Genomic DNA, 25,549 nt, shown 5'->3' with positions numbered 1-25,549 from the left:
TCAGCCTTGAAGCGGCTCGGGTTGCGTCATGGGCACGGCGCCAAACAGGTTCGCCAGCTCGATGCGGTTGCGCCCGGCGTTCTTGGCGCGGTACAGCGCGGCGTCTGCGGCCTCGATCAACGCTTCGGGCACGAAGCTCGGGTCAGGCAGCGTGCTGGCAATGCCCATGCTCAGAGTGACCTGGGGCGCAGTAGGCGAGTTGGCGTGGGGCAGGGCGGCGGTGTGTAGTTGCTCAATGGCCCGGCGTGCTGTCTGGCGTGCAAAAGACAGGTCGGTGCCGGGCAACAGCAATATAAATTCCTCACCACCGTAGCGGGCAACCAATTCGCCAGCGCGCCGAATGCAGCTACGCAAAATGTGCGCAACCTGGCGCAGGCATTCGTCTCCTGCCACGTGGCCATAGTGGTCGTTGTACCGCTTGAAGTGGTCGATGTCGACCATGATCACTGCCAACGGTTCGTTGTGCCGCATGCAGCGGTTCCATTCGGCGTCCAGCACTTCATCGAAGTGGCGTCGATTGGCAATGCCGGTCAAACCGTCTGTGCTGGAGAGCTCGGCCAGGCGCGCGTTGGCGGCTTCGAGGGCCTGGCGCTGGTGGACCAGGTCAGTGATTTCCAGGCGAGCAGAGACGATGTAGCCCCCGGCGGTACGGGTTTCGTAGGTGTTGATCCAGCGGCCGTTGGTCGACTCCATCAGCAAAGGCGTGGTGCCATGGGTGCCGCGTTTCGCCAGCCGCTCGGCGCGCCATTCCGCTTCTCGGCCCACCGCATTCGGAACCGTGCCCAAGCGCAGCGAGATATCCAGGATGTCGGCAAACTTGCGTCCGGTCATGCCCTCCATGTCCATGTGTTTGTACAGGTGGCGCATGTGCCGGTTGTGCAGTACCAGCCGGTCGTCCGTGTCAAAAATCTCAATCCCGATGGGCAGCGCGTCAATGGCGGCCACCAGCAGCTCGCGCGCCTTTTGCGCCGTTTGTTTGGCAGCTTCGAGCGATACGCGTTGGCGCACCTCGGCGGTCACGTCCAAACGCACACACACATACAGGCCGTTGCCAGTGGCGCATTCGTGCACCTGCACCCAGCGGTCATCGGGGTAGGCTCGCAGCTCGGGTAAGGTGTCGCGCCGACGGCGCTGCAGCCGCTGCGCCAGCCATTCTTCTTCGTGTCCAATGGCTTCGGCGGGTTCGCCCACCGCCAGGCTCATGCGCACCAGCTCTTCGTAGGTTTTGCCACGCGCTTGCTGTAGCGTGAAGTGCGGGCGCCATTCGGCCATGCGTTTATTGAAATAGACCAGCCGGTCGTTTTCGTCAAACAGCTCCAGGCCAATGGGCACGGCCTCCAGGGCTTCATACAGTTGCGCCTGGGCGCGCTCGGCCTGGGCGCGTGCCTGTCCCAAGGCGCGTTCACGGCGCACGTTTTCTGTCACATCGGTGCGCAAGCCGGCGATGCTGCCGTCGGCCAGGCGCTTTTCATCGGTCAGCACCCAGCGGTCGCCGGGCAGGGCAATCATCACCGGGCCATTCGGGTGGTGGTGCTGCCGCAAGCGCTCCTGCAGCCATTCTTCTTCGCGGCCTTTGGCCTCCAGCACTTCACCGGTGTTGACGGCATGGCGCAGCAAATCCACAAACGGAATGCCGGGCCGGATGATGGACGCGGTCAGCGGATAGAGATCTTTGTAGCTGGGGCTGATCACCACCAGCCGGTCTTGCGCATCGAACAGCGAGAACACGCCGTGGCCGGGCAGTTGCTCCATGGCCGCATGCAGGTGTGAGCGGGCTTGTTCCGCTTCGGTCAGGGCTTGTTGCGCGATGGCCAGTGTTTTGCGCAGCGCGGTCAGCGCCCATGCCACGCCGATGACGGCCAGCAAAACCAGCAGCGGCCAGATGTAGTGGACCCAAGTGGGGTAGTCGCTGCGCCCGTCTATATGCCACCAAAGCAGAACGGCACCCCCTCCAGCGGTACTGGCCAAAACCAGTGGCGCGGCGGACGGTCTTAGAGGCTTGGCGGCGTGGGGGGCGGAAGGCTTCACGGGGTAACGGACACGCCTGGTTGTAATGTCGGAAGTCTAGCAGGGCAGATGATGAAATTGGCGGTTTCTATAGGCAAGTCCTATGCCTGAAGACCGCGCCGCGACTGGCTTTGCGCGGTGACGAGCCTAGGCCGATGCGATGGCGATATAGGGTTGTGCCGAAGCGACGGTGGCGTGGATCGAGGGCCTTGCTAAGATTCCGCTCTTTGTCACCTTTTGTGAAACGGTGCAGGCCCTTGAGCCCAAGCGCAGTTCGGGTCTTAACTTCTTCAATTTTTGCTGCCTCCATTTTGGGGGCGAGCGTAGGTAGCTATGGTTTTGATAGCGATCATCTTGGGCACCCTGGGCGCCGGTATTGGCAGCGTATGGGTGGCGGCCATGCTGAGCTTCGGTGTTTTGGCGCGCTACACGCAGCACATGCTGAGCCTGGCTGCGGGTGCTTTGCTGGCCACCGGTTTCATGCATCTGCTGCCCGAGGCCTTTGAAAGCGGCTCTGAGCCTTCAACGCTGTTCGCTTGCTTGTTGGCCGGGCTGGTGTTTTTCTTTCTGCTCGACAAGGCTGAGTTGTGGCACCACGGGCATGAACACCATCATGGCGCGGCTGAGGACCATGGGCACCACAACACGTCACACGATGCGCACGGTGCACAGCATGCACACGATCATCAGCACCATGAACACAGCCACAGCCATGACCACGGTCATCACCACGGATCCGTACGCGCTGGGGGCTGGTCCGTGCTGGTCGGCGACAGCGTGCATGCGTTTGGCGACGGCGTCCTCATCGCTTCTGCGTTTATCGCTGACCTGCGCTTGGGCGCTGTGGCGGCCATTGCTGTGCTGATGCACGAGGTGCCGCACCACATGGGCGATCTGGCGGTGTTGCGTTCGGCCTCGGGCAATAACCGCCGGGCGGCGCTGGTGAAGGTGTCGTTGGCAGGTGCGGTCACCGCTTTGGGTGGCCTGTTGGGTTATGCCTTGCTCGACGTGCTGCATGACTGGTTGCCGTACTTCCTGGTCGTGGCTTCCAGCAGCTTCATCTACGTGGCGCTGGCCGACCTGATTCCGCAGTTGCAAAAGCGTCTGACGGCACGCCAGACCGCGGCCCAGGTCGCCTGGCTGTTGGCTGGCATTGCTTTGGTCACCGTGGTCAGCGGGCTGGCGCATAGCGGTCACCACCACTGACCGTCCGCCATCTCCTACAAGCCCGTGTGCGGCTTGCCGACAGTCATGTGCCGCCACTTGGACCATCCTTGAGTTAATCCCTCAAGCGGCGATGTAAGGTCGCCGCCCGGGCAACTTTGAAGGAGTTTTCCATGGCTAAGTCGGAAGAGCGGGAACTGAATCTAGACCCTATCACCCATGAAATGGGCGCTCACCCTGTGGGCACCGGGCTCGGTGCCGCAGGTGGCGCTGTGGCCGGCGCTGCCATTGGCGGCATTGGCGGGCCTGTGGGGGCTGCCGTTGGTTTGATTGCGGGTGCTGCGGTGGGCGGGCTGGGCGGAAAGGCCGTCGCCGAATCGGTGCATCCCACCGTGGAACATGCTTTCTGGCGCGACCGTTACGCGGAAGAACCTTACTACCAACCCGGTCGTCGCTACGACGACTACGGTCCCGCCTATGAATACGGTTGGACCAGTTGGAGCCTCTACCCCGGAAGTTTTGAGCGTGTCGAGGGCGATCTTGGGCAACATTGGGACGCTTGGCGTGGCGGCTCGCAACTCACGTGGCCAGAAGCGCGGCCGGCCGCGCAGGCTGCATGGGAGCGGGCCACCCTGGCCTACGGCCCGATTGGCGAGCCACTACAGCGCGAAAACATCAGCGCAGACGAGGTCGTGCGTGTGCTCAACACTTTGCTCGAAACCTGCCGCGATGGCGAGATGGGCTTCCGCGAGGTCGCCGAACACACCATCACCCCGAGTTTGCAGACCATGTTCCTTGCGCGCGCCCAGGAGTGCCAGGCGTCTGCATTGGAGTTGCAGCAACAGATCGACCGCTTTGGTGGTCAAGTGGCGCAAGGGGGCACCGCATTAGGCGCTCTGCACCGGGGTTGGGTGGCTGTGCGAGGCAGTCTCGGCGGCTTGAGCGACCTCGCCATGCTGTCCGAATGTGAGCGGGGTGAAGACGCCGCGCTGGCACGTTACAGCCAGGCGTTGCAACAACCCTTGCCACAAGACGTGCGGGCCGTCGTGGTGCGCCAATGGCAAGGGGTGCAACGCCACCACGACACCGTGCGCCGTCTGCGCGAGCAGGAGCGCGAACGCAACGTCTGACCATGTCTGCCGAATGCGCGGGACGCTAGAAAGTGCTCTGAGCGTCCTCGTCGCTTGACACAGCGGGTGTGGCCTTTGCCAGGGCCATCCAGACCGAAAACGGTAGCCGCTCCACCGGGCGTCGTGGCGCTGGACGGGCTACTTCCAAACGGTTGTTTTGCAGCAATAAAACGCCGCACTCTGCGGGCACATCGTCTGCCGTGCCGATGTTTCGGCCTTTGGCGTCGGTGCCCAGCACGTACCAACATTCACCGCCCAGCGCCAGGTAGGCTGTGCGTTTGGCGGGTTGCCGAAGGTCGCCCAGCAGGTCGCTGCGGCGAACCTTGATTTCATGGACGATAGGCTCGGCGTAGGCCTCGACCGTGGTGTTGCGGATCGAGAAAACATCGGGTTGCGCAATGACCCATCGGGTATCGGTTTGGGCTGTTGCATGCTCCTCATCAGAAGGAGTAGAGGAAATACTCTGGATGGGCGCACGCAAGCTCAATCCACGCCACGCTATGCGCCCCGCACGCGCCATTTCGCGTGCCACCAGGTCCACCAGAACTTCGTGGTCGGAACGTGCGGCGCGGTTTTGCGCCAGGGTTTGGGCTAGCAGTTGAATGCCTGTGTCGCTAACCCGCAGCCAAGTATGGCCGCTGTCGTTGGTGCGGCGCTCCAACAAGCCCGCAGCCAACAATTCGACCTCGACCAAGTCTTGGCAGGGCCAGCCAGCCGAGCGGTAAATTTCGCGCAATCGGCGGGCGTGGATGCGGGTGATGGAAGGAAGCGTCGACACGTTCTCAACCGGCCTGCGCGGCCAGTCCTTGCCAGCTTGGCGGCTTAGGCTTAACGCGTGGAGTAGCCCGTGACGCGCCACTTGCCATCCGCATCAAGGATGGTGGTCACGGTTTCGACCAAGTCCGCTTTGTTGGCGAACTTCGAGGCGAACGACGAGGTGACGAAACCGTTGTCGGGGTTGTAGACCGTGGTGGTCGGGCTGCGCTCGATAAAAGCCCCAAACGGTGCGCGCAATTTAGGCACGCCGTCCATCCACGCGCCAATCGGCACGGCAGAGCGGAACTGCTGCGAAGCGCCATCCCAGGCCACGCCCCAGTTCTTTTGGTCCAGCAGCGTCAACCAACCGGCCGAGGCCAACTGGCCAGCCGTGGCTTTGCTGACGATTTCAGGGTCGGGAGTCGCGGCCGGTGCAGCGGCAGGAATGTCGGTGTTGAGTGGCGCAGTGCTGGCGGCAGGTGCTGCTGCCGATGCCGGTGCTTTGAGTTTGGCCTGAGCCAAAGCGGGGCCCGCCGAAAACGTGGACAAAGCGGCCAGCAAGGCCAGCGCGGAGACAGAAGTGGTGGGGCGTTGCATAGAAGAAGACTCCAAAACAGTTGATTGCTTGGAGCGAGTTTAGACGGCTAGGTGCCCCATAAAAGGGTAAAGCTCTGTTTACAACTTTGTCCGACAGACGAAGCGGTGGTTGCCGCGCAGGGTCTGCTATCAATGAGATAGCTTTCGAAGCAAGGACCGGAAGCCGCGAGTCCTCATTTCTTGCTCGTCATTCAACCTCAAAAGCATGCCTAAAAATCAATTTTGTAAATGTTTGACTTCTAAACTATTTATTCGTAAACTGAACTTTCAAGCTGTACCGGCCGTGCCCTAAACGACCGGAAGCCAAGAGACTCAGGAGCCCAAATGAAGATTGTGTGCATCGGCGGCGGACCCTCGGGCCTTTATTTCGGCCTGTTGATGAAGAAGCAAAATCCCGGCCACGACATCACCGTGGTCGAGCGCAACAAGCCGTACGACACCTTTGGCTGGGGCGTGGTGTTTTCTGACGCCACCATGCAGAACATGCGCCAGTGGGACGCCGAGACCTCCGCCACCATCGAGCAAGCCTTCAACCACTGGGACGACATCGAACTGCGCTTCAGGGGCCGGCGCATCCGCAGCGGCGGCCACGGCTTTGTGGGCATTGGCCGCAAGAAGCTGCTGAACATTCTGCAGGCGCGTTGCGAAGAACTCGGTGTGCGCCTGGTGTTCGAGCAAGAGGCCACATCCGACGCCGACTTTGCCGATGCCGACCTGGTGATCGCCAGCGACGGCATCAACTCGCGGGTGCGCCAGGCGCATGCCGACATCTTCAAGCCCGACATCGTGACGCGGCCCAACCGCTTCATCTGGTTGGGCACGAACCAGCAGTTCGACGCGTTCAACTTCATCTTCGAGAAAACCGAACACGGCTGGTTTCAGGCCCACGTCTACAAGTTCGACGAAAACACCACCACCTTCATCGTGGAAACGCCCGAAGAAGTCTGGCGCGCCCATGGGCTCGACCAAATGGGCGTGGACGAATCGGTGGCCTTTTGCGAAGGCCTGTTTAAAGAGCACCTGGGTGGCCACCCGCTGATGAGCAACGCGCGCCACTTGCGCGGCTCGGCGTGGATCAACTTCCAGCGCATCAAGTGCGAGCAATGGTCGTTCCACAACGGCAACAGCCACGTGGTGCTGATGGGCGACGCCGTGCACACGGCGCATTTCGCCATCGGCTCGGGCACCAAGCTGGCGATTGAAGACGCGATTGAACTCACGCGCCTGTTTCAACAACACGGCGCAACGGCTGCGGCCATTCCCACCGTGCTGCAGCACTACCAGGCCTCGCGCAACGTCGATGTGCTGCGCCTGCAAAACGCTGCGTGGAATGCCATGGAGTGGTTTGAGGCCGTGGGCCAGCGTTACGCCGACACCTTGCCGCCCGAGCAGTTCATGTACTCCATGCTCACGCGTTCGCAACGCATCTCGCACGAAAACCTGCGTCTGCGCGACGCCCAATGGCTGGGCGACTTCGAGCGCTGGTTTGCTGAAAGCGCTGGTGTGCAAGTGCCCGCCGACAAAGCCGCACCACCGCCCATGTTCACGCCCTACACGGTGCGTGGCTTAACTTTGAAGAACCGCGTGGTGGTGTCGCCCATGGCGCAGTACTCTGCGGTGGATGGTGTGGCGGGCGACTACCACCTCATGCACCTGGGCGCACGCGCCGTGGGCGGCGCCGCCATGGTGTTTGCCGAGATGACCTGTGTGAGCCCCGAGGGCCGCATCACCCCAGGTTGCCCCGGCCTGTACAACGCCGAGCAAAAGGCCGCGTGGAAACGCATCGCCGATTGGATCCACACCCACAGCGACGCCAAGTTCGCCATGCAGTTGGGCCACGCGGGCGCCAAGGGCTCGACACGCTTGGCTTGGGAAGGTATTGACCAACCGCTGGTGGAAGGCAACTGGCCGCTGGTCTCTGCCTCCGCGCAGCAATACCTGCCCGGCGTGAGCCAAACCGCGCAGGCCATCACGCTGGCCGAGATGGCCACGGTGCAGGCCGAGTTTGTGCGCAGCGCGCAAGACGCGGCCGAGATCGGCGTGGACTGGCTGGAACTGCACTGCGCGCACGGCTACTTGTTGTCGTCTTTCATTTCGCCGCTGACCAACCAGCGCACCGATGCCTACGGCGGTAGCCTGGAAAACCGCTTGCGTTACCCGCTCGAAGTGTTCCGCGCGGTGCGTGAAGTCTGGCCGCAAGACCGGCCCATGTCGGTGCGCATCTCGGCCCACGATTGGGTGGAGGGCGGTATCACACCGGACGACGCGGTATTGATCGCACGTGCATTCAAGGCCGCAGGGACCGACTTGATTGACTGCTCTTCGGGCCAGGTCAGCAAAAAAGAAAAGCCGGTCTATGGCCGCATGTTCCAAACGCCGTTTGCCGACCGCGTGCGCAACGAAGCCGGCATTGCCACCATCGCCGTGGGCGCCATCTCTGAGGCCGACCACGTCAACAGCATCATCGCCGCCGGCCGAGCCGACCTGTGCGCCGTGGCACGGCCCCACCTGGCCAACCCGGCCTGGACGCTGACCGAAGCCGCCAAGATTGGCTACACGGCGGTGGTGTGGCCCAAGCCTTATGTGTCGGGCAAAACGCAGATGGAAAGCAACTTTGCGCGTGAGAAGGCGCAAGCTGCCGCGCCGCAAGTGAAGGAGCCGGCATGACCGCAGAGAGCGCACTGCCGCTGATGGGCAAGCACATGGTCGTGACCGGTGCAGGGCAGGGCATTGGCGCCGCCATTGTGCAGACGCTGGCCGCGCTGGGGGCTAGTGTGAGCCTGATGGGGCGGCGCTTGGAGCCACTGCAAAGCTTGGTGGCCCAACTGCCTGGTACGCCCGGTGCCGAGCGGCATGGCGCTGTGGCGGTGGATGTGGGCGATGAAGCTGCGGTTCAAAAAGCCTTTGCCGAGGCCTGCACCGCACGCGGCCCGGTGGCGGTGTTGGTCAACAACGCCGGCCAGGCCGAGAGTGCGCCGTTTGGCAAAACCTCGCTGGCGCTGTGGCAGCAGATGTTGAACGTCAACCTCACCGGCACTTTTTTGTGCACGCAGGCCGCGCTGCCGGGCATGCTGGAAGCCGGCTGGGGCCGCGTGGTAAACGTGGCCAGCACGGCGGGCCAACGTGGCTACCCTTACGTGGCAGCGTACGTGGCGGCCAAGCACGGCGTGATCGGTTTGACGCGTTCGCTGGCGCTGGAAGTGGCGCGCAAAGGCATCACCGTCAACGCCGTGTGCCCGGGCTACACCGAGACCGAAATCATGACGCAAAGCATCCGCAACGTGATGCAAAAAACCGGCCGCAGCGAGGTTGAGGCGCGCGCCGCGTTTACGCAATCGAATCCGCAAAATCGCCTGGTGCAACCGCAAGAAGTGGCCGATGCTGTGGCCTGGCTGTGCAGCGCAGGTGCCGCGGCGGTCACCGGGCAATCCATATCCGTATCAGGTGGGGAGGTGATGTGAGCAAACGAAAAACCATAGACCTGGAGCCATTGTTGAGCGACGACAGCATTGGCCTGGAGGCCGGGGTCTCGACCGATGAACACCAGTCGATTCGCCTGTGGCTGCGCCTGCTGTCGTGCAGCACCGATATCGAGACCGAAATCCGCAAACGCCTGCGCACCCAGTTCGGCATGACGCTGGCGCGCTTCGACTATTTGGCGCAACTGCACCGCCACCCCGAGGGCCTGCGCATGAACGTGTTGTCGCGCAACCTGATGGTGACCGGAGGCAACGTGACGGGCTTGACCGACGAGCTTGAGCAAGCCGGCTTTGTGTCGCGCACCAGCCAGCAGGAAGACCGCCGCTCGTTCTTGGTCTGCTTGACCGCCAAGGGCCGGCGCGCGTTTGAAAAGATCGCGCAAGTGCACGAAGGCTGGGTGGTCGAGCTGATGGGCGGCCTGGGCGACACCAACCGCCAGCAACTCTACGACCTGCTGGGCCAACTGCGCGTGCAGGTGTCAAACAGCCTGGGCGCCGAAGCGGCCGACAAGGCCGCAGACAAAGCTGCCAGCGTGGCGGCCAGCAAAGCTGCGAACAAAACAATAGGAGACTGAGCATGCCCACGAGCACGACCGAAATTTCCGGGATCGACCCGCAACTGATGGCCGGCAACCAGCAGCCCTGTGCCGACTACCAAGCCACCAATTTTCTGTGGCAGGTGCGCGACCGCGTGGGCATCATCACGCTGAACCGGCCCGAGCGCAAAAACCCGCTGACCTTTGCCTCGTATGCCGAACTGCGCGACTTGTTCCTGCGGCTGCGTTATGCGCCGGATGTGAAGGCCGTGGTGCTGCATGGTGCGGGCGACAACTTCTGCTCCGGTGGCGACGTGCACGAAATCATTGGCCCGTTGATCGGCCTGAAGGTGCCCGAGCTGCTGATGTTCACCCGCATGACCGGCGACCTGGTGAAGGCCATGCGCCATTGCCCGCAGCCCATTGTGGCTAGCATCGACGGTGTGTGTGCCGGTGCCGGTGCCATCATGGCCATGGCGTCTGACATGCGCCTGGGCACGGCGCGCAGCAAGACCGCCTTTTTGTTTAACCGCGTGGGCTTGGCGGGCTGCGACATGGGCGCGTGCGCCATGCTGCCGCGTATCGTCGGCCAGGGCCGCGCCACCGAGCTGCTGCTTACCGGCCGCGCCATCGGTGGTGAAGAGGCAGAACGCTGGGGCTTCTTCAACCGTGTGTGTGCACCTGAAGCGGTGCTGGACGACGCGTTTGCGCTGGCCCGCGAGCTGGCCCACGGTCCGACGTTTGCCAATGGCCTGACCAAGACCATGCTGCAGCAGGAATGGAACATGGGTGTGGACGAAGCCATCGAATCCGAAGCCCAAGTGCAAGCGCTGTGTATGTTGACCGAAGACTTTGGCCGCGCGTACCACGCGTTTGCAGCTAAACAAAAGCCAGTCTTCGAGGGGAATTAAATTGAGTGATACCCGCTACCTCGACTGGCCGTTCTTCACTGCCCCGCACGCCGCGCTGCAACGCGCGCTGGACGCCTGGGCCGCAGAACACATTGCGCAAGACCACCCACACGATGTCGATGCCGCTTGCCGCGCCCTGGTGAAAAGCCTGGGCCAAGGCGGCTGGTTGCGCCATGCGGTGGCTGGTGTGGCGCACGGTGGCGCATCTGAAGTGCTGGACACGCGGGCGCTGTGTTTGATCCGCGAAACGCTGGCACGCCATAGCGGCTTGGCCGACTTTGCGTTCGCCATGCAGGGCTTGGGTTCAGGGGCCATCTCGCTAGCCGGCACACCGGCGCAGCGCGAGCGTTATCTGCCACGTGTGGCGCGCGGCGAGGCGATTGCCGCGTTTGCGTTGTCCGAGCCTGAAGCGGGTTCTGATGTCGCGGCCATGCAATGCGCCGCGCGCATTGAGGGCGACGAGGTAGTGCTTGATGGCGAGAAAACCTGGATCTCGAACGGCGGCATTGCCGACTTCTACGTGGTGTTTGCGCGCACCGGCGAAGCTGCTGGTTCGCGTGGTATCTCGGCTTTCATTGTGGATGCCGATACGCCCGGGTTTGAAATTGCAGAACGCATTGAGGTGATCGCACCGCATCCCTTGGCGCGCTTGCGTTTCACCAACTGCCGCATTCCGCTCACGCAGCGTATTGGTGCAGCCGGCGAGGGCTTCAAAGTGGCGATGCGCACCTTGGACGTGTTTCGCACCTCGGTGGCTGCAGCGGCGCTCGGCTTTGCGCGCCGCGCGCTCGATGAAGGTTTGAACCGCGCCACCACGCGCAAGATGTTCAAGGGTGTGCTGGCCGACTTTCAGCTCACACAAGCCAAGCTCGCGCAGATGGCCACCACCATCGACAGCGCAGCCTTGCTGACCTACCGCGCCGCGTGGATGCGCGACCAAGGCCACAACGTCACGCGCGAAGCCGCCATGGCCAAGATGGTGGCCACAGAAGGTGCGCAGCAAGTGATCGACGCGGCCGTGCAGCTGTGGGGTGGCCTGGGCGTGGTGAGCGAGCAGCCGGTGGAGCGCCTGTACCGCGAGATCCGCGCGCTGCGCATCTACGAAGGTGCCACCGAAGTGCAGCAACTCATCATTGCACGAGAGTTGCTTAACGATGTGAAGACTTCTCAAGGGACTTCAACCTAACGCTAGGGTTGGTTCCGAGTCAGTTGAGTTCCGTTCCAGATTTTTTGACTTCTGCGAGTTCGCTACCATGACCAGTGCCCACATCGATACCTTTGCGCGTGACCGCTTGCCGCCGCCAGAGGAGCAACCTGAATTCCTGTTCACGCTGCCCGCGTTGCAGTTCGCCCCTCGGCTGAATTGCGCGGTAGAGCTGCTCGACAAACATGTGGCCGAAGGCCGTGGCGACCGCGTCTGCATCCAGGCCAAAGGTGTGCGCTGGACTTACGCCGACCTGCAGCGCCAAGCCAACAAAATCGCCCACGTGCTGGTGGAAGACATGGGCCTGGTGCCCGGCAACCGCGTGTTGCTGCGCGCAGCCAACAACCCGATGCTGGTGGCCTGCTGGTTTGCGGTGATGAAGGTGGGCGCGATTGCGGTCGCCACCATGCCGCTGCTGCGCGCGAAAGAGCTGTCGCAAATCATCGCCAAGGGTGAAGTCACACACGCGCTGTGCGACAAACGTCTGGCCGAAGAATTGCAAATGGCCCGCGCCCAAGAAACCAACCTGCAGCACGTGCGCTACTTCAACACCGGCGATGCCGCTGGCCTGGAAGCCGCCATGGCCCCCAAGCCCGATACCTTCACCGCGGTGGACACCGCAGCCGACGACACCTGCATCCTGGCCTTCACCTCCGGCACCACCGGCGAGCCCAAGGGCACCATGCACTTCCATCGCGACGTGATGGCCATCTGCGCCTGCTGGCCGCCGCACGTGTTGCGCCCCACGTCGGACGACGTGTTCATTGGCAGCCCGCCGCTGGCCTTTACTTTTGGCTTGGGTGGCCTGGTGTTGTTCCCCATGACCGTGGGCGCCTCGACCGTGCTGCTGGAGAAAGCGGGCCCGCCCGACCTGCTGCAAGCCGTGCAAGACTATGGTGCGACGGTGATGTTCACCGCCCCCACGTCTTACCGCGTGATGGCACCACAGGCTGACGTGCTGCGCAGCACCAAGCTGCGCAAATGTGTTTCGGCCGGCGAGGCGCTGCCTGCGGCCACACGCGCGGTGTGGAAAGAGCACACCGGCATTGAGTTAATTGACGGCATTGGCGCCACCGAGATGCTGCACATCTTCATCTCGGCAGACGAAGCCCATGCACGCCCCGGTGCCACGGGCAAAGCCATTCCCGGCTACATCGCCCAAGTGGTGGATGACGAGGGCCAACCCGTGCCGCCCGGTGTAGTGGGCAAGCTGGCCGTGAAAGGCCCCACGGGTTGCCGCTACCTGGCCGACAAGCGCCAAAAACAATACGTGAAGAACGGCTGGAACCTGACAGGAGACGCCTACCTGGTCGACGACGACGGCTACTTTCACTACCAGTCGCGCACCGACGACATGATCATCTCGTCGGGCTACAACATCGCTTCACCCGAAGTAGAAGACGCGTTGCTGCTGCACCCGCTGGTGACCGAGGCCGGTGTCATCGGTGTGGCCGACGAAGAGCGTGGCCAGATCGTCAAAGCCTTTGTGGTGCTGCAGCCCGGCGCTGAAGCCACGCCCGCGCTGGTGACCGAATTGCAGGAGTTTGTGAAGGCTACCGTGGCGCCCTACAAGTACCCGCGTGCGGTGGAGTTCCGCAGCAACCTGCCGCGCACCGAAACCGGCAAGCTGCAACGCTTCAAGCTGCGCGATGTCTGAGCCCCTGGTGTTGAAAACCGATGGCGCTGTGTTCGAGCGCCCGATGCAGATTCGTTTTGCGCATTGCGACCCGGCGGGCATCGTGTTCTTTCCGCAGTACCTGGTGATGTTCAACGGACTGGTGGAAGACTGGGTGACCGACGGCCTGGGCATTTCGTACGCTGAGTTGCTGGGCCCGCGCCGTGTGGGCTTGCCCATCGTCAACCTGCAGTGTGATTTCAAAGCCATCAGCCGCATGGGCGACGTGGTCACGCTGGGCCTGCGCTTGCTGCATCTGGGCAGCCGCTCGTTGCGCGTGGGCATTTCTTGTCGCAGCGGTGACGAGGTGCGTGTGCTGTGTGAACAGGTTTTGGTGTGCACCAGCCTGGAGACACACCGCGCCGTTACCATGCCGCCAGACTTGCGCGCAGCGTTAGAAGTTTTCTACAACAAGTGAGCCGTAGCTTCACCGTTACGTCACACCAAATCTAAACCAAACTCAAACATTCAACGGAGATCAAAATGCAAATTCTGCAACCCCCCGGCTGGCCCCGTCCTCGTGGTTATTCGAACGGCGTCTCCGTCAAAGGCCGCATGGTGTTTGTGGCCGGCATGGTGGGCTGGGATGCCGAGTGCAAGTTCCAGCACAAAGACATCGCAGGCCAAGTGCGCCAGGCCCTGGAGAACGTGGTGGCCGTGCTGAAAGAGGGCAACGCCAAGCCCGAGAACATTGTGCGCATGACCTGGTACGTGACCGACAAACGCGCCTATGTGGCCGCCTACCCCGAAATCGGCGTGGCGTTTCGCGAGTTGATCGGCAGCTTTAACGCGGTGATGACGGCGGTGGAAGTGGCCGGCTTGATTGAAGACGAAGCGCTGGTGGAGATTGAAGTGACGGCGGTGGTGCCGGACTAAACCTGAGTCATTGAAAACGTCAAAAAGCCCGGTCGCAGATGAGTCTGCAACCGGGCTTTTTGACTAAGCGGTTAGCTGTTAAGCACTACCGCTTACTTCATCATTTTGACTTCGGCCTTGCCCTTGTCTTGGTCGGCCTTGGCCATCTTCACGCAGGCGCTCTTGGCGTCGCCAGATTGGTCGTCACATTTTTCCTTGGCGACTTCGTAAGTAGCGTCAACCTTTTCTTCAGCGGCCTTGCGGGCGTGGGCGGCGCTAGGCTTGTATTGTTGTTCCAGCTCGGCCTTGGCAACGTTTTCCTTACCCTTGGCTTCCTTCTCGCACACGTCCTTGGCGTTGTCCTTCATGGGTGCACATTGGGCCTTGTCGGTCTTGTAGGTGGCTTCAATGGTGGACTTTGCGGCCTTGTATTCGTCGCTGGTCATGGCGCTGGCTTGTGTAGCCATAAAACACATGGAAGCGAGGCCGATCATCAACAGGTTCTTTTTCATGGCAATCCTCTTTTGTTTGGTGACCGCTAGTGCGATCGGGGAATGAATAAGGCGGTAAATTCTTTTTGGGGTGGCGGGTGGCACCGGTGGGTGTCGATAGATATCGATCGAGGCCGACGGGCGCCACCCGGGCAAGGGCTATCGGTAACTTCCGCGTGGTCTTACGTGTCACCAGCCCCTAGCCAACGCGTATCCGGTTAGTACCAGAGGGTTGGAGGCGTGCGGCCGTCACGGGTTTCCCACAGGGCGACTTGCTTTTCAGCTTCGTCCTTGGAAACGCCATAGCGCTCCTGCACCTTGCCCAGGAACTGGTCACGCTTGCCGGCAATGACGTCGAAATCGTCGTCGGTGAGCTTGCCCCATTGCTCCTTCACCTTGCCCTTGAGTTGTTTCCAGTTGCCTTCAATGGTGTCCTTGTTCATGGTGATGTCCTTTCGATGTTTCGGCGTACCGGAGTCGGTTGCCGTGCATCCAATGTAGGTGGCGGCAAATTTGGTGGGCGTAGGACTTGTCGGGCGCGAAGCGTAGGTTTGGGGCGCGGCGTTTTGCGGGTGTGGGCGGGTGGTGTGTAGGACGTCCAAAAGAAAACCGCCCCGGCTTTTCAGTGCCGGGGCGGTTTCTGTGGTGTCAGACAAACGTGCGGTTTTAACCTTGTGCGACGGGACGGCTCGGGTCGCTGCACCAGTCGCTCCAACTACCAGCGTAGAGGCCGGTGCGGCCTAGGCCCGCGATTTCCATGGCAATGAGGTTGGGGTTGGCGCTCACACCACTGCCGCATTGGTGCACCACACTCGCCGGGTCGCGTGTGCCCAGCAGCGCCAGGAATTCGGCGCGCAAAACATCGGCTGGTTTGAATTTGCCGTCGGCGCCCAGGTTGGCCGAGAAGGGGCGGTTGAGCGCGCCTGGGATGTGGCCGGCCACGGGGTCGAGCGGCTCGACTTCGCCACGGTAGCGCGGCGCCGCGCGGGCGTCGAGCACGGTTTGTGCAGCACTGCCGATGTTCTTCAACACGGTTTCGGGCGAAACCAAAGTTGCCACGGCGGGTTTGATCTCAAACTTTTGTGCGGCACGTGGTGCGGCCTCACCAGATTCGACCGCGCCACCAGCGGCTTGCCAGGCTTGCAGACCACCGTCGAGCACGGCCACCGCTTCGTGCCCCAGCCACTTGAGCATCCACCACAGGCGGCCGCAGTAGTTGGCGCCGTTGCGGTCCAGCACCACCGCTTGCATGGCGTTGTTGAAGCCGACACTACCCAGCCAGGCCGCAAAGGTTTCGCGACTGGGCAGCGGGTGGCGGCCACCGGAGGCTGCATCGGCAGCGTCGTGCGTGCTTAGGGCGGTATCGAGGTTGGCATAGACCGAGCCGGCGACATGCACGTCGGCATACGCCTTGGGGCCGGCAGCGGGGTTGGTGAGTTCGAAGCTGCAGTCAAACACCATCAGCGGTTGGCCGCTGGCTTGCAAGGCCTGGAGTTGTTCAACGGAGATGAGTGTGGTGTAGGTGGTCATGACGTTGAGGAGGTGACAAGTTTCAGTGTTCTTCGGCCGGCGCATCGGGCGCGGCGCGGGCACGCAGCAAGGTGGCGACGATGCCGCTGGTGATGATGACGGCCATGCCGATCCAGCCGATGAGCGGGATGTCGTCGCTGAAGACCACCGTGCTGTAGATGCCGGCAAACACAATGCCGGAGTACTGCAGGTTGGCCACCACCAGCATTTCGCCCTTGCTGCGCACCAGCGCGTAGGCGCGCGTCATGCTGAGCTGGCCGAGGGCGGCCAGCACGCCGATCGGCAGCAGCCATACGGCGGCGTGCCAGTCCCAGGGCGACAGGCCGGTGAGCAGCATACCCAGTGCACCAGCTACCGTGGAGCCCACGGCGAAGTAAAACACGGTGCGGGTTTCGGGTTCGCCCATGCGCGACAAGGCCATCACTTGCATGTAGGCAAAGGCCGAGCTCATGCCCGAGAGCAGACCGATCAGGCCGCCGAAGATTTCACTTTGGTTGAGCGAGGGGCGCAGCATCATCACCACACCGGCAAAGCCGGCCAGCACGGTGAGCACCAGCGACATTTGCATCGGCGGGGCGGCGTTGTCGCGGCCGGGTCGCCAGGTGAGCATGGCGCCACCCACCAGGAAGGCGGCGATCCACACGCTGCTCATGTAGTTGAGCGTCATGGCGGTGGCCAGGGGCAACTTGGAAATGGCGTAGAACCACGCCATCATCGACGTCACGCCGATGGCACTGCGCCAGGCGTGCATGCCGGGATAGCGCGTACCGAGCGCCACCTTTTGCGAGCGTGCCAGCACGGCCATGAAGATGATGCCGATGATGCCCCGGTAGAACACCATCTCGGCGGCATTGAAGGACGTCGAAGCGAACTTGATGCAGACCCCCATGGTCGCGAAGAAGAACGCGGCCATCACCATCCATAACGCCTGCATGCCGGTAGCTTTCTAAAAGTTTTTAAACCTAATGGGCATTCTAGGCAGTCTGCGTCAGCGCAGGCAGCTACTAAGTTTGTAGTGGTTCAAGCTGCTCGGGTATTTGCAGTTGCTGTCGGTACCACTCGTGGAAGTGCTGCATGCCGTCTTCCATAGGGCTTTGGTAGGGGCCGACTTCGTTGTCGCCACGTTGCAAGAGCGCGCGGCGGCCAGCGTCCATGCGCAGGGCGATTTCGTCGTCTTCCACGCAGGTTTCCATATAGGCGGCCTGCTGGGCTTCAACGAACTCGCGCTCAAACGCGGCGATTTCTTCGGGGTAGTAGAACTCGACCATGTTCAGCGTCTTCTGCGGCCCGATGGGGTGCAGCGTGGAGACGGTGAGCACGTGCGGATACCACTCGACCATCACGTTCGGGTAGTAGGTGAGCCAGATAGCGCCGTGTTTTGGGGGCGTGCCTTGGCTGTACTGCTTCATGGCGTCTTGCCAGCGCTGGTAGGCCGGGCTGCCAGCCGCTCCCAGGCGCTGCGCCAGGCCGACGGTTTGCACCGAGTAGTGGTCTTTGAATTCCCACTGCAGGTCGTCGCAGGTAACGAAGCCGCCCAGGCCGGGGTGGAACGGGCCGACGTGGTAGTCCTCAAGATAGACCTCGATGAAGGTCTTCCAGTTGTAGTCGCACTCGTGCAGCTCCACGCGGTCGAGCACGTGGCCCGAGAAGTCGAGGTCGGCGCGCGGGCCCATGTGGGCCAGGTCGGCCATGACGTTGCGGCCACCGGCTTCAAACAGCAGGCCGTTCCACGACTGCAGCGGGTAGTTCTGCAGGTTCAGGCATGGGTCATGGGCGAAGTGCGGCGCGCCGAGCAATGTGCCCGCAGGGGCATTGTTGGCGCCACGGCTGTCACCGCTGTAGGTCCAGCGGTGCAACGGGCAGACGATGTTGCCGCCCGCGCTGCCAGGCTGGGTATGCAGCAGCGAGCCGCGGCCCTTGAGCATCACGGCCTGGCGGTGCCGGCAGACGTTGGAGACGAGTTCCACCCCTTTGGCGGTGCGCACCAGCGCACGGCCTTCGCCCTCTTGGGGCAGGGCGTAGTAGTCGCCCTGGTTGGGTACTGCCAGTTCGTGCCCGACGTAACGGGGGCCTCGCTGAAACAGGGTGGCAACTTCGCGCTGAAACAGCGCGTCATCAAAATAGCTTGAAACTGGTAGTTGGCTTGTCGCCTGCTGCAGTTGAAGACTTAAATCAGACATGAATGTCCTGACCTAGAGACTCCCCCTATGAAGGGGCAGGTGGTGGGCGTTTCATCCGAAGACTAGACGCAAAATGAGCGGATGCCGGCCAAACCCGACGAAAGAGGTGGGATTGTAGCCGCCGTGCTTTATCGCCGTACCGCATCAGGTCTTTGACCGTGTTTCGGGATGTGCGCCCCCTGAAACAGCCAGAGCGCCATTTTGCAAATGCGCCTGGGCCACGCTCGCTCTAAAATGGCCGGTTTTCGACCCCTGACACATTAAATGCCCAAGGCCACCGCAACTGCACCCACTTCAGCGCCGCCCGTCAGCTACGAGGCTGCGCAAGAGGAACTAGAACAACTGGTGAGCAAACTCGAATCCGGGCAGATGCCGCTGGAGCAGTTGCTGGCGGGTTACCAGCGCGGTGCAGAGCTGTTGCGCTACTGCCGTGACAAGCTCGATGCTGTAGAGGAGCAGATCAAGGTGCTCGACCAAGGTTCCCTCAAAGTGTGGGGGCAAGAATGAACGCCATCTTGCACGTTGAGCAAACTCCCGGTTTTGTGCTGCGCGACTGGAGCCAGCAACAATTGGCGCGTGTCGAGCAGGCGCTGGATGCCTGGGTGGCCCCAGACCGCGCGATTTCTGAATCCACCAGCGAACAAGAAGACCACGTGCTCGGCCACGCAGCCCCGGCTGCGCTGCGCGAAGCCATGCGTTACTCGGTGCTGGATGGCGGCAAGCGTTTGCGCCCCTTGCTGGTGCTGGCCGCGCGCGAGGCCGTGCGCGAACTCGAACCCGAAGCCATGCGTGCTGCGTTGGACGACGCCGCCTTGCGCGCCGCCTGCGCGGCTGAACTGATCCACGCCTATTCGCTGGTGCACGACGACATGCCCTGCATGGACAACGACGTCCTGCGCCGCGGCAAGCCTACGGTCCACGTGAAGTACGGCGAAGCCCAAGCCCTGCTGGCGGGTGACGCCTTGCAAGCACTGGCCTTTGAAATTTTGACGCCTGCCTTGGTGCCCCAACAGCCGCCCATCTACGCGGTGCAAGCGCGCCTGTGCCGCTTGCTCGCTTGCGCCGCTGGCTACGAAGGCATGGCCGGTGGCCAAGCCATTGACCTGGCCAGCACCGGCTTGCGCCTGACCGAAGACCAACTGCGCGGCATGCACCGCCTCAAGACCGGCGCGTTGCTGCAAGGCAGCGTGATGATGGGCGCGGCCTGTCTCGCAGATGACGCTCACATGGCCGCAACGGCATTCCCTGCGCTGCGCGATTACGGCGCCGCGCTGGGCCTGGCCTTCCAGGTGGTGGACGACATTCTGGATGTGACCGCAGACTCGGCCACGCTGGGCAAAACCGCTGGCAAAGACGCAGCACAAGACAAACCGACCTACGTCTCGGTGCTCGGCTTGGAGCGCTCGCTGGCGTATGCTCAGGCGCTGCTGGAACAAGCGCTGGAGGCGCTGCAACGCAGCCAACTGACCAACACCGCAGCCTTGCGAGCCCTGGCTGACATGGTGGTCAACCGCGGCAGCTGATGTGATGCTGGGGGTTTGCCATATCGGCACCCAATCCTACCCACGGGGTGTTGAGAGCGCCCGTAAGATTTAGAACTATGTCTACTGCGAAGAACAACCCCTATCCACTGCTGCAGTCCATTGGCGACCCGGCCGACCTGCGCCGATTGCCACGTGAGTCGCTGAAGACGCTGTCCGATGAATTGCGTGCGTACGTGTTGGAGAGTGTTTCCAAGACCGGCGGCCACCTGAGCTCCAATCTGGGCACGGTGGAGTTGACCGTTGCGTTGCACTACGTCTTCAACACGCCAGAGGATCGTCTGGTGTGGGACGTGGGCCATCAAACCTACCCGCACAAAATCTTGACGGGCCGGCGCGACCGCATGAGCAGCCTGCGCCAACTGGGCGGCCTATCGGGCTTCCCACTGCGCAGCGAAAGCCCGTACGACACTTTTGGCACGGCGCATTCCAGCACCTCGATTTCGGCCGCGCTCGGCATGGCCTTGGCAGCCAAGACCAAGGGTGAAGACCGCCGCGCCGTGGCCATCATTGGCGACGGCGCCATGAGCGCTGGCATGGCCTTTGAAGCCATGAACAACGCCGGTGTGTCGGACTGCAATCTGCTCGTGGTGCTGAACGACAACGATATGAGCATCAGCCCGCCCGTGGGCGCACTGAACCGCTACCTCGCGCAGTTGATGAGCGGACACTTTTACGCCGCGGCCAAGAATGTCGGCAAACAAGTGCTGAAGGCCGCGCCGCCATTGTTTGAACTGGCCAAGCGTTTTGAACAACACGCCAAAGGCATGGTGGTGCCGGGCACCTTGTTCGAGCAGTTCGGCTTTAACTACATCGGTCCCATCGATGGCCACGACCTGGATTCGTTGATCCCCACGCTGGAAAACATTCGCCAGCTTTCTGGTCCGCAGTTCCTGCACGTGGTCACCAAAAAGGGACGCGGCTACAACCGCGCCGAAGCCGACCCCGTGGCCTACCACGGCCCGGGTAAGTTCGACCCAGCGGTGGGCTTGCAAAAGGCGGCTGCACCATCGAAGCCAACCTTCACGCAAGTGTTTGGCCAATGGTTGTGCGACATGGGCGCGCAAGATAAGCGTCTGGTGGGTATCACCCCGGCCATGCGCGAAGGCTCGGGCCTGGTGGAGTTTGAGCAGCGCTTTCCTGAGCGTTATTACGACGTGGGCATTGCCGAGCAGCACGCGGTGACGTTTGCCGCCGGCTTGGCCTGCGAGGGGCTCAAGCCCGTGGTGGCGATTTACTCCACCTTCCTGCAGCGCGGCTACGATCAGTTGGTGCACGATGTGGCGCTGCAAAACCTGCCCGTGGTGTTTGCGCTCGACCGAGCCGGTCTGGTCGGTGCCGATGGCGCCACCCACGCCGGGGCGTACGACATTCCATTCATGCGCTGCGTGCCCAACATGGCGATTGCCTGCCCGGCCGACGAGCGCGAATGCCGCCAATTGCTGAGCACGGCGTTCGCCCAGTCGCAACCCGTGGCCGTACGTTACCCGCGTGGTGCCGGGGCTGGTGTGGCCACCTTGCCAGGCTTGGACGCGTTGCCTTTTGGCAAGGCCGAGATTCGTCGTCAAGCCAATGGCACTGCGGCCAACAGCAAAGGTGGCGTGGCCATTCTGGCCTTCGGTACCTTGTTGTACCCGGCCCTGGAAGTGGCCGAGAAGATCAATGCCACCGTGGTCAACATGCGCTGGGCCAAGCCGCTCGATGTTGAGACGCTGCTGCAAGTGGCCGCCACGCACGAGGCCCTGGTGACGGTGGAAGACGGTGCCTTGATGGGCGGTGCGGGCAGTGCGGTGCTCGAGGCACTGCAGGCGCATGGCATTGCCATGCCGGTGTTGTGCCTGGGCTTGCCAGACAAGTTCATCGAGCATGGCGATCCGGTCAAGCTCATGGCCATGCAAGGGTTGGATGCAGCAGGCATTGCCGCATCGATCGCGAAAGCTTTTCCTGAACAACAGCCTCGGCTTGCAGCTTAACGCGTGAGCAACGGGCTTTGGTGATGGGCTTTGCGCCTATCGCAACCCAGCATTTTGATGGCCTTCTGGGGCGCCTAAGCACACGTTGTTTAGGCGCCTTTGTTTTGGGTTTTTCAACGCAAATTTCGACTCAAGAAAACGACTCGTTTCTTACGTTTTTCTGACGAGAAACGCGCAGTTTTTCAGGGGTAAACCCCCAACGTTTCGACCTATCCGGCTCCGTACAATTTATAGCGAACTAATGAGTCCCCGTCTCTCGTTCCAGAGGGGCGGGTTTTGTTTTTTGATCTACGGAAGGTAGTGCAATGGATCGTCGTTCTCTTATCAAACATTCCGGTATTGCTGGTGTGCTCGCCGCCGGTATTGCGCCTGCCGTGCACGCCCAAGCTGCCGTCCGTTGGCGCCTGGCTTCCAGCTTTCCCAAGCCACTGGATACGATTTACGGCGGCGCCGAAGTGTTTGCCAACGCGGTCAAGGCCATGTCGGGTGGCAAGTTTGAAATCTCGGTGCACGCCGCCGGCGAGTTGATGCCTGCGTTCGGCGTGGTCGATGGCGTGCAACAGGGCTCTGTGGAAATGTGCCACACCGTGCCTTACTACTTCTACGGCAAGAACCCCGCGTTCGCCATTGGCGCGGCCATTCCATTCGGCATGAACGCACGCCAGATGAACGCCTGGATGATGCACGGCAACGGCCGCAAGCTGATGAACGAGTTCTACGGCACCTACGGCATGGTCAGCTACGCTGGCGGCAACACCGGCACCCAAATGGGCGGCTGGTTCCGCAAGGAAGTGAAGACGGTTGCCGACCTCAAGGGCCTGAAGATGCGCCTGGGCGGCGGCTTGGTGGGCGAGGTGATGGCCAAGATGGGCGTGGTGCCCCAAAGCATTCCTGGTGGCGAAATCTACCAGGCGCTGGAAAAGGGCACGATCGATGCCGCTGAATGGGTGGGCCCTTACGACGACCAAAAGCTCGGCTTTGCCAAGGTTGCGCCGAACTACTACTACCCTGGCTGGTGGGAAGGCGGCCCAGAGGTGGACTTCTTCATCAACAAGAAGGCATTGGACGCCCTGTCGCCAGAAAACCGCGCCATTGTTGAAGCTGCGACCACCGTGGCCTCTGTCGACATGCTGGCCAAGTACGACGCACGCAACCCAGAAGCCCTGAAGCAACTGATCGGTGCCAAGGTCAAGCTGTTGCCTTTCTCGAAGGAAATTCTGGACGCGTCGTTCAAGGCTTCCGAAGCCGTGTACGCCGAAAACGATGCCAAGAGCCCCGAGTGGAAGAAGATCTTTGCTGACTTCCGCGCGTTCCAGCGCAACCAGGTGGCCTGGTTCCGTGTGGCCGAAGGTCGCTTCGACAGCTACATGCAAAGCGTGAAGCTGTAAGCGGGTACGCCCAATAAAAAACCGCGCCGAGGCGCGGTTTTTTATTGGCTTGTCGTCGGACGAATTCAAAGCTGACGAAACTCGCGCAGCTCTCGCACGATACGTTCAAACTCGGCAATCAGCTCGGGCGTAGCACCGTAGAACACGGTGAACTTGCCCATCAGCGTGCGCACATACAGGCGCGGTGCAATCAGCCATTCCAGGCCGCGCACGCGGATCAGCTTGCCGTAGGCGAGATCGTCAAAGGCCATGTCTTTGTCCCAGATCCAGCGCTGGTGCAGGCCTTCGCTGCTGATGCGGGTGCGGCTGCGCATGATGTGCCACCAGGTCCACAGCATCATCGCCAGGCCGGCCAAGAACCAGACCACGCCGGTGGTGCGGCCCGTGCCCAACACGCCGCTGGTGAACAACTGGGCCAGCCACACACCGCAGCCACCTACGATGCAGGTGGCAAACAGCTTGAAGACGATTGAGAACGCAGGCGCTTCAACCGTGCCACCCGAGCGTGGCACAAAACGAAAAGGAGCGGGACCCAAGCTTTACTTCTTCTCTGCGTCAGGCTGCGGCGCGGCGGCATCGGGCTTGGCGTCAGCGGCGGGCGCGTCGCCAAACGGGTTCTCCCCCTTGGTTTCGCCTTCCGTGTCCTTGTCGCCGCTGGCGGGTTCTGTGGCGTCGTTATCGGGCACCACGATCTGGATGGATTCGGTGTCAATCTTCTCTTCTTGCGGCAAGAACATGGTCACGGTTTGCGGCACAAAAATCACCACCGCCACCAGGATCAACTGCATCAACACCCAGGGAATAGCGCCCATGTAAATGTCGCTCGACTTGATGGGCTTGTCGATGCGTTTCTCTTTGAACAGCGTGTCGGCAATGCCGCGCAGATAGAACAGTGCAAAACCAAACGGCGGATGCATGAAGCTGGTCTGCATGTTCACGCACAGCAGCACACCGAACCACACCAGGTCGATGCCCAGCTTGGCGGCAACGGGGCCCAGCATCGGCAAGATGATGAAGGCGATCTCAAAGAAATCGAGGAAGAACGCCAGGAAGAAGATGAAGATGTTGACGGCAATCAAGAAGCCGATCTGGCCGCCGGGCAGGCCGGTCAGCATGTGTTCTACCCACTTGGCACCGTCCACGCCTTGGAACACCATTGAGAACACGCGTGCGCCAATCAGAATGAACACCACCATGGCGGTGAGGCGCATGGTGCCGACCATGGACTCCCAGATCAAGGCGAACGTCAAACGCTTGTGCATGGCGGCCAGCACCAGCGCACCGACCACGCCCATGGCACCGGCTTCGGTGGGGGTGGCGATGGCGGTGTCGATGCCGGGCAATCCGCCCATCGAGCCCAGAACGGCAAAGATCAAAATGGCCGATGGGATAATGCCGCGCAGACACTTGGCCCACAGCTTGGCTCCGCTCAGGGTGCGAGCCGTTTTAGGAATGCCCGGAATGTGGTGTGGCTTGAAGACGCCCAGCAAGAAGGTGTAGCCTGCAAAGATCAACACTTGCAGGATCGATGGGCCCCAGGCGCCGCGGTACATATCGCCCACTGAACGGCCCAACTGGTCGGCCATCACGATCAGCACCAGCGAAGGCGGCACCAATTGCGTGATGGTGCCCGAGGCGGCCAACACACCCGTGGCGTAGCGCATGTTGTAGCCGTAGCGGATCATCACCGGCAGCGAGATCAGCGCCATGGCAATCACCTGACCCGCCACCGTGCCGGTGATCGCGCCCAGAATGAAGCCCACGATGATGACCGAGTAGCCAAGGCCGCCCTTCACCGTGCCGAAGAGCTGGCCCATCGAGTCGAGCATGTCTTCGGCCAGGCCGCACTTCTCAAGAATGGCGCCCATGAAGGTGAAGAACGGAATGGCCAACAACAGGTCGTTCGACAAAATGCCGAAGATGTTGATCGGCAGGTTCTCCATGAACACCGCCGGGAACCAGCCCATCTGAATCGCAAACAAACCCGAGGCCATGCCCAGCGCGGCCAGCGAAAAGGCCACCGGGAAACCGATCAGCATGATCAGCACCAGCCCGCCGAACATCATCGGCGCAAAATTTTCCATCTGCATGTTGTATTCCGAAAAGCGTTAAAGCATTAGGTCGTGGAGGCT

At 61.9% G+C, this 25,549-nt stretch carries 24 protein-coding genes; 14 read left to right on the top strand and 10 right to left on the bottom strand.

The annotated features are described in order from the left end of the window. Positions 1-2,028: a sensor domain-containing diguanylate cyclase gene (locus ACPWMG_RS21635; protein ID WP_483301576.1), complete on the bottom strand. Its 2,028-nt coding sequence runs from the start codon at positions 2,026-2,028 to the stop codon at positions 1-3. A gap of 312 nt (positions 2,029-2,340) precedes the next feature. Here ACPWMG_RS21635 and ACPWMG_RS21630 point away from each other — a divergent pair, with 312 nt between their 5' ends. Further along, the gene (locus tag ACPWMG_RS21630) at positions 2,341-3,213 is read left to right on the top strand and encodes a ZIP family metal transporter (RefSeq protein WP_483301575.1); all 873 of its coding nucleotides are present in this window, start codon (positions 2,341-2,343) and stop codon (positions 3,211-3,213) included. A 131-nt stretch (positions 3,214-3,344) separates the two neighbouring features. Next, a complete protein-coding gene (locus ACPWMG_RS21625) occupies positions 3,345-4,301 on the top strand; it encodes a ferritin-like domain-containing protein (RefSeq protein ID WP_483301574.1) in 957 nt (318 codons plus the stop codon). A 25-nt stretch (positions 4,302-4,326) separates the two neighbouring features. Here ACPWMG_RS21625 and ACPWMG_RS21620 read toward each other — a convergent pair whose 3' ends face one another. Next, entirely contained in the window at positions 4,327-5,079 is a 753-nt protein-coding gene (locus ACPWMG_RS21620) for a hypothetical protein (RefSeq protein ID WP_483301573.1), read from the bottom strand. 50 nt (positions 5,080-5,129) lie between these two features. Continuing rightward, positions 5,130-5,654 (bottom strand): DUF4019 domain-containing protein, encoded by a 525-nt coding sequence (locus tag ACPWMG_RS21615; protein ID WP_483301572.1) that lies wholly within the window; start codon positions 5,652-5,654, stop codon positions 5,130-5,132. 324 nt (positions 5,655-5,978) lie between these two features. Here ACPWMG_RS21615 and ACPWMG_RS21610 point away from each other — a divergent pair, with 324 nt between their 5' ends. The 8 genes from ACPWMG_RS21610 (at position 5,979) to ACPWMG_RS21575 (ending at position 14,335) form a co-directional block, all read left to right on the top strand. Then, positions 5,979-8,321 (top strand): bifunctional salicylyl-CoA 5-hydroxylase/oxidoreductase, encoded by a 2,343-nt coding sequence (locus ACPWMG_RS21610; protein ID WP_483301571.1) that lies wholly within the window; start codon positions 5,979-5,981, stop codon positions 8,319-8,321. Continuing rightward, a complete protein-coding gene (locus ACPWMG_RS21605; RefSeq protein ID WP_483301570.1) occupies positions 8,318-9,115 on the top strand; it encodes an SDR family NAD(P)-dependent oxidoreductase in 798 nt (265 codons plus the stop codon). The genes ACPWMG_RS21610 and ACPWMG_RS21605 overlap by 4 nt, the downstream gene beginning before the upstream one ends. After that, on the top strand, positions 9,112-9,708 hold the full coding sequence (locus ACPWMG_RS21600) for a MarR family winged helix-turn-helix transcriptional regulator (protein WP_483301569.1): 597 nt from the start codon (positions 9,112-9,114) through the stop codon (positions 9,706-9,708). Before ACPWMG_RS21605 ends, ACPWMG_RS21600 begins: the two co-directional genes overlap by 4 nt. A 2-nt stretch (positions 9,709-9,710) precedes the next feature. Further along, positions 9,711-10,580, top strand: coding sequence for an enoyl-CoA hydratase family protein (locus ACPWMG_RS21595; RefSeq protein ID WP_483301568.1), 870 nt, complete (start codon positions 9,711-9,713; stop codon positions 10,578-10,580). 1 nt (position 10,581) lies between these two features. Next, on the top strand, positions 10,582-11,766 hold the full coding sequence (locus ACPWMG_RS21590) for an acyl-CoA dehydrogenase family protein (protein ID WP_483301567.1): 1,185 nt from the start codon (positions 10,582-10,584) through the stop codon (positions 11,764-11,766). A gap of 67 nt (positions 11,767-11,833) precedes the next feature. Continuing rightward, the gene (locus ACPWMG_RS21585; protein ID WP_483301566.1) at positions 11,834-13,441 is read left to right on the top strand and encodes an AMP-binding protein; all 1,608 of its coding nucleotides are present in this window, start codon (positions 11,834-11,836) and stop codon (positions 13,439-13,441) included. Continuing rightward, a complete protein-coding gene (locus ACPWMG_RS21580) occupies positions 13,434-13,877 on the top strand; it encodes an acyl-CoA thioesterase (protein WP_483301565.1) in 444 nt (147 codons plus the stop codon). Before ACPWMG_RS21585 ends, ACPWMG_RS21580 begins: the two co-directional genes overlap by 8 nt. Before the next feature lie 65 nt (positions 13,878-13,942). Beyond that, complete coding sequence (locus ACPWMG_RS21575) at positions 13,943-14,335, top strand: RidA family protein (RefSeq protein ID WP_483301564.1); 393 nt, start codon at positions 13,943-13,945, stop codon at positions 14,333-14,335. Positions 14,336-14,427: 92 nt separating this feature from the next. Here the strand turns inward: ACPWMG_RS21575 and ACPWMG_RS21570 are convergent, their stop codons facing one another. The 5 genes from ACPWMG_RS21570 to ACPWMG_RS21550 form a co-directional block, all read right to left on the bottom strand. Next, the gene (locus tag ACPWMG_RS21570) at positions 14,428-14,826 is read right to left on the bottom strand and encodes a hypothetical protein (RefSeq protein ID WP_483301563.1); all 399 of its coding nucleotides are present in this window, start codon (positions 14,824-14,826) and stop codon (positions 14,428-14,430) included. A gap of 197 nt (positions 14,827-15,023) precedes the next feature. Further along, a complete protein-coding gene (locus ACPWMG_RS21565) occupies positions 15,024-15,248 on the bottom strand; it encodes a CsbD family protein (protein ID WP_422835705.1) in 225 nt (74 codons plus the stop codon). A gap of 223 nt (positions 15,249-15,471) precedes the next feature. Next, the gene (locus ACPWMG_RS21560) at positions 15,472-16,335 is read right to left on the bottom strand and encodes a sulfurtransferase (RefSeq protein WP_483301562.1); all 864 of its coding nucleotides are present in this window, start codon (positions 16,333-16,335) and stop codon (positions 15,472-15,474) included. 22 nt (positions 16,336-16,357) lie between these two features. After that, positions 16,358-17,269, bottom strand: a complete 912-nt coding sequence (locus ACPWMG_RS21555; protein ID WP_483301561.1) for a DMT family transporter — start codon at positions 17,267-17,269, stop codon at positions 16,358-16,360. Between the two features lie 70 nt (positions 17,270-17,339). Then, a complete protein-coding gene (locus ACPWMG_RS21550; RefSeq protein ID WP_483301560.1) occupies positions 17,340-18,515 on the bottom strand; it encodes an aromatic ring-hydroxylating oxygenase subunit alpha in 1,176 nt (391 codons plus the stop codon). 264 nt (positions 18,516-18,779) lie between these two features. Here ACPWMG_RS21550 and ACPWMG_RS21545 point away from each other — a divergent pair, with 264 nt between their 5' ends. The 4 genes from ACPWMG_RS21545 to ACPWMG_RS21530 all read left to right on the top strand — a co-directional run bounded on the left by ACPWMG_RS21545 (position 18,780) and on the right by ACPWMG_RS21530 (position 23,417). Then, positions 18,780-19,022, top strand: coding sequence for an exodeoxyribonuclease VII small subunit (locus ACPWMG_RS21545; RefSeq protein ID WP_483301559.1), 243 nt, complete (start codon positions 18,780-18,782; stop codon positions 19,020-19,022). Further along, a complete protein-coding gene (locus ACPWMG_RS21540) occupies positions 19,019-20,038 on the top strand; it encodes a polyprenyl synthetase family protein (RefSeq protein WP_483301558.1) in 1,020 nt (339 codons plus the stop codon). Before ACPWMG_RS21545 ends, ACPWMG_RS21540 begins: the two co-directional genes overlap by 4 nt. Before the next feature lie 77 nt (positions 20,039-20,115). Further along, entirely contained in the window at positions 20,116-22,029 is a 1,914-nt protein-coding gene (gene dxs / locus ACPWMG_RS21535; RefSeq protein WP_483301557.1) for a 1-deoxy-D-xylulose-5-phosphate synthase, read from the top strand. 305 nt (positions 22,030-22,334) lie between these two features. Next, on the top strand, positions 22,335-23,417 hold the full coding sequence (locus ACPWMG_RS21530; RefSeq protein ID WP_483301556.1) for a TRAP transporter substrate-binding protein: 1,083 nt from the start codon (positions 22,335-22,337) through the stop codon (positions 23,415-23,417). 65 nt (positions 23,418-23,482) lie between these two features. Here the strand turns inward: ACPWMG_RS21530 and ACPWMG_RS21525 are convergent, their stop codons facing one another. Beyond that, positions 23,483-23,953 (bottom strand): hypothetical protein, encoded by a 471-nt coding sequence (locus ACPWMG_RS21525; RefSeq protein ID WP_483301555.1) that lies wholly within the window; start codon positions 23,951-23,953, stop codon positions 23,483-23,485. A gap of 3 nt (positions 23,954-23,956) precedes the next feature. Next, on the bottom strand, positions 23,957-25,507 hold the full coding sequence (locus ACPWMG_RS21520) for a TRAP transporter large permease (protein ID WP_483301554.1): 1,551 nt from the start codon (positions 25,505-25,507) through the stop codon (positions 23,957-23,959). Positions 25,508-25,549 lie beyond the last annotated feature (42 nt).

The organism is Hydrophilobacter chitinilyticus (genome assembly GCF_049860745.1).
GTDB lineage: Bacteria > Pseudomonadota > Gammaproteobacteria > Burkholderiales > Burkholderiaceae_C > Rhodoferax_B.
Note: the sequence above shows the minus strand (reverse complement) of the source record. Positions and strands in the feature narration are given on the sequence as shown.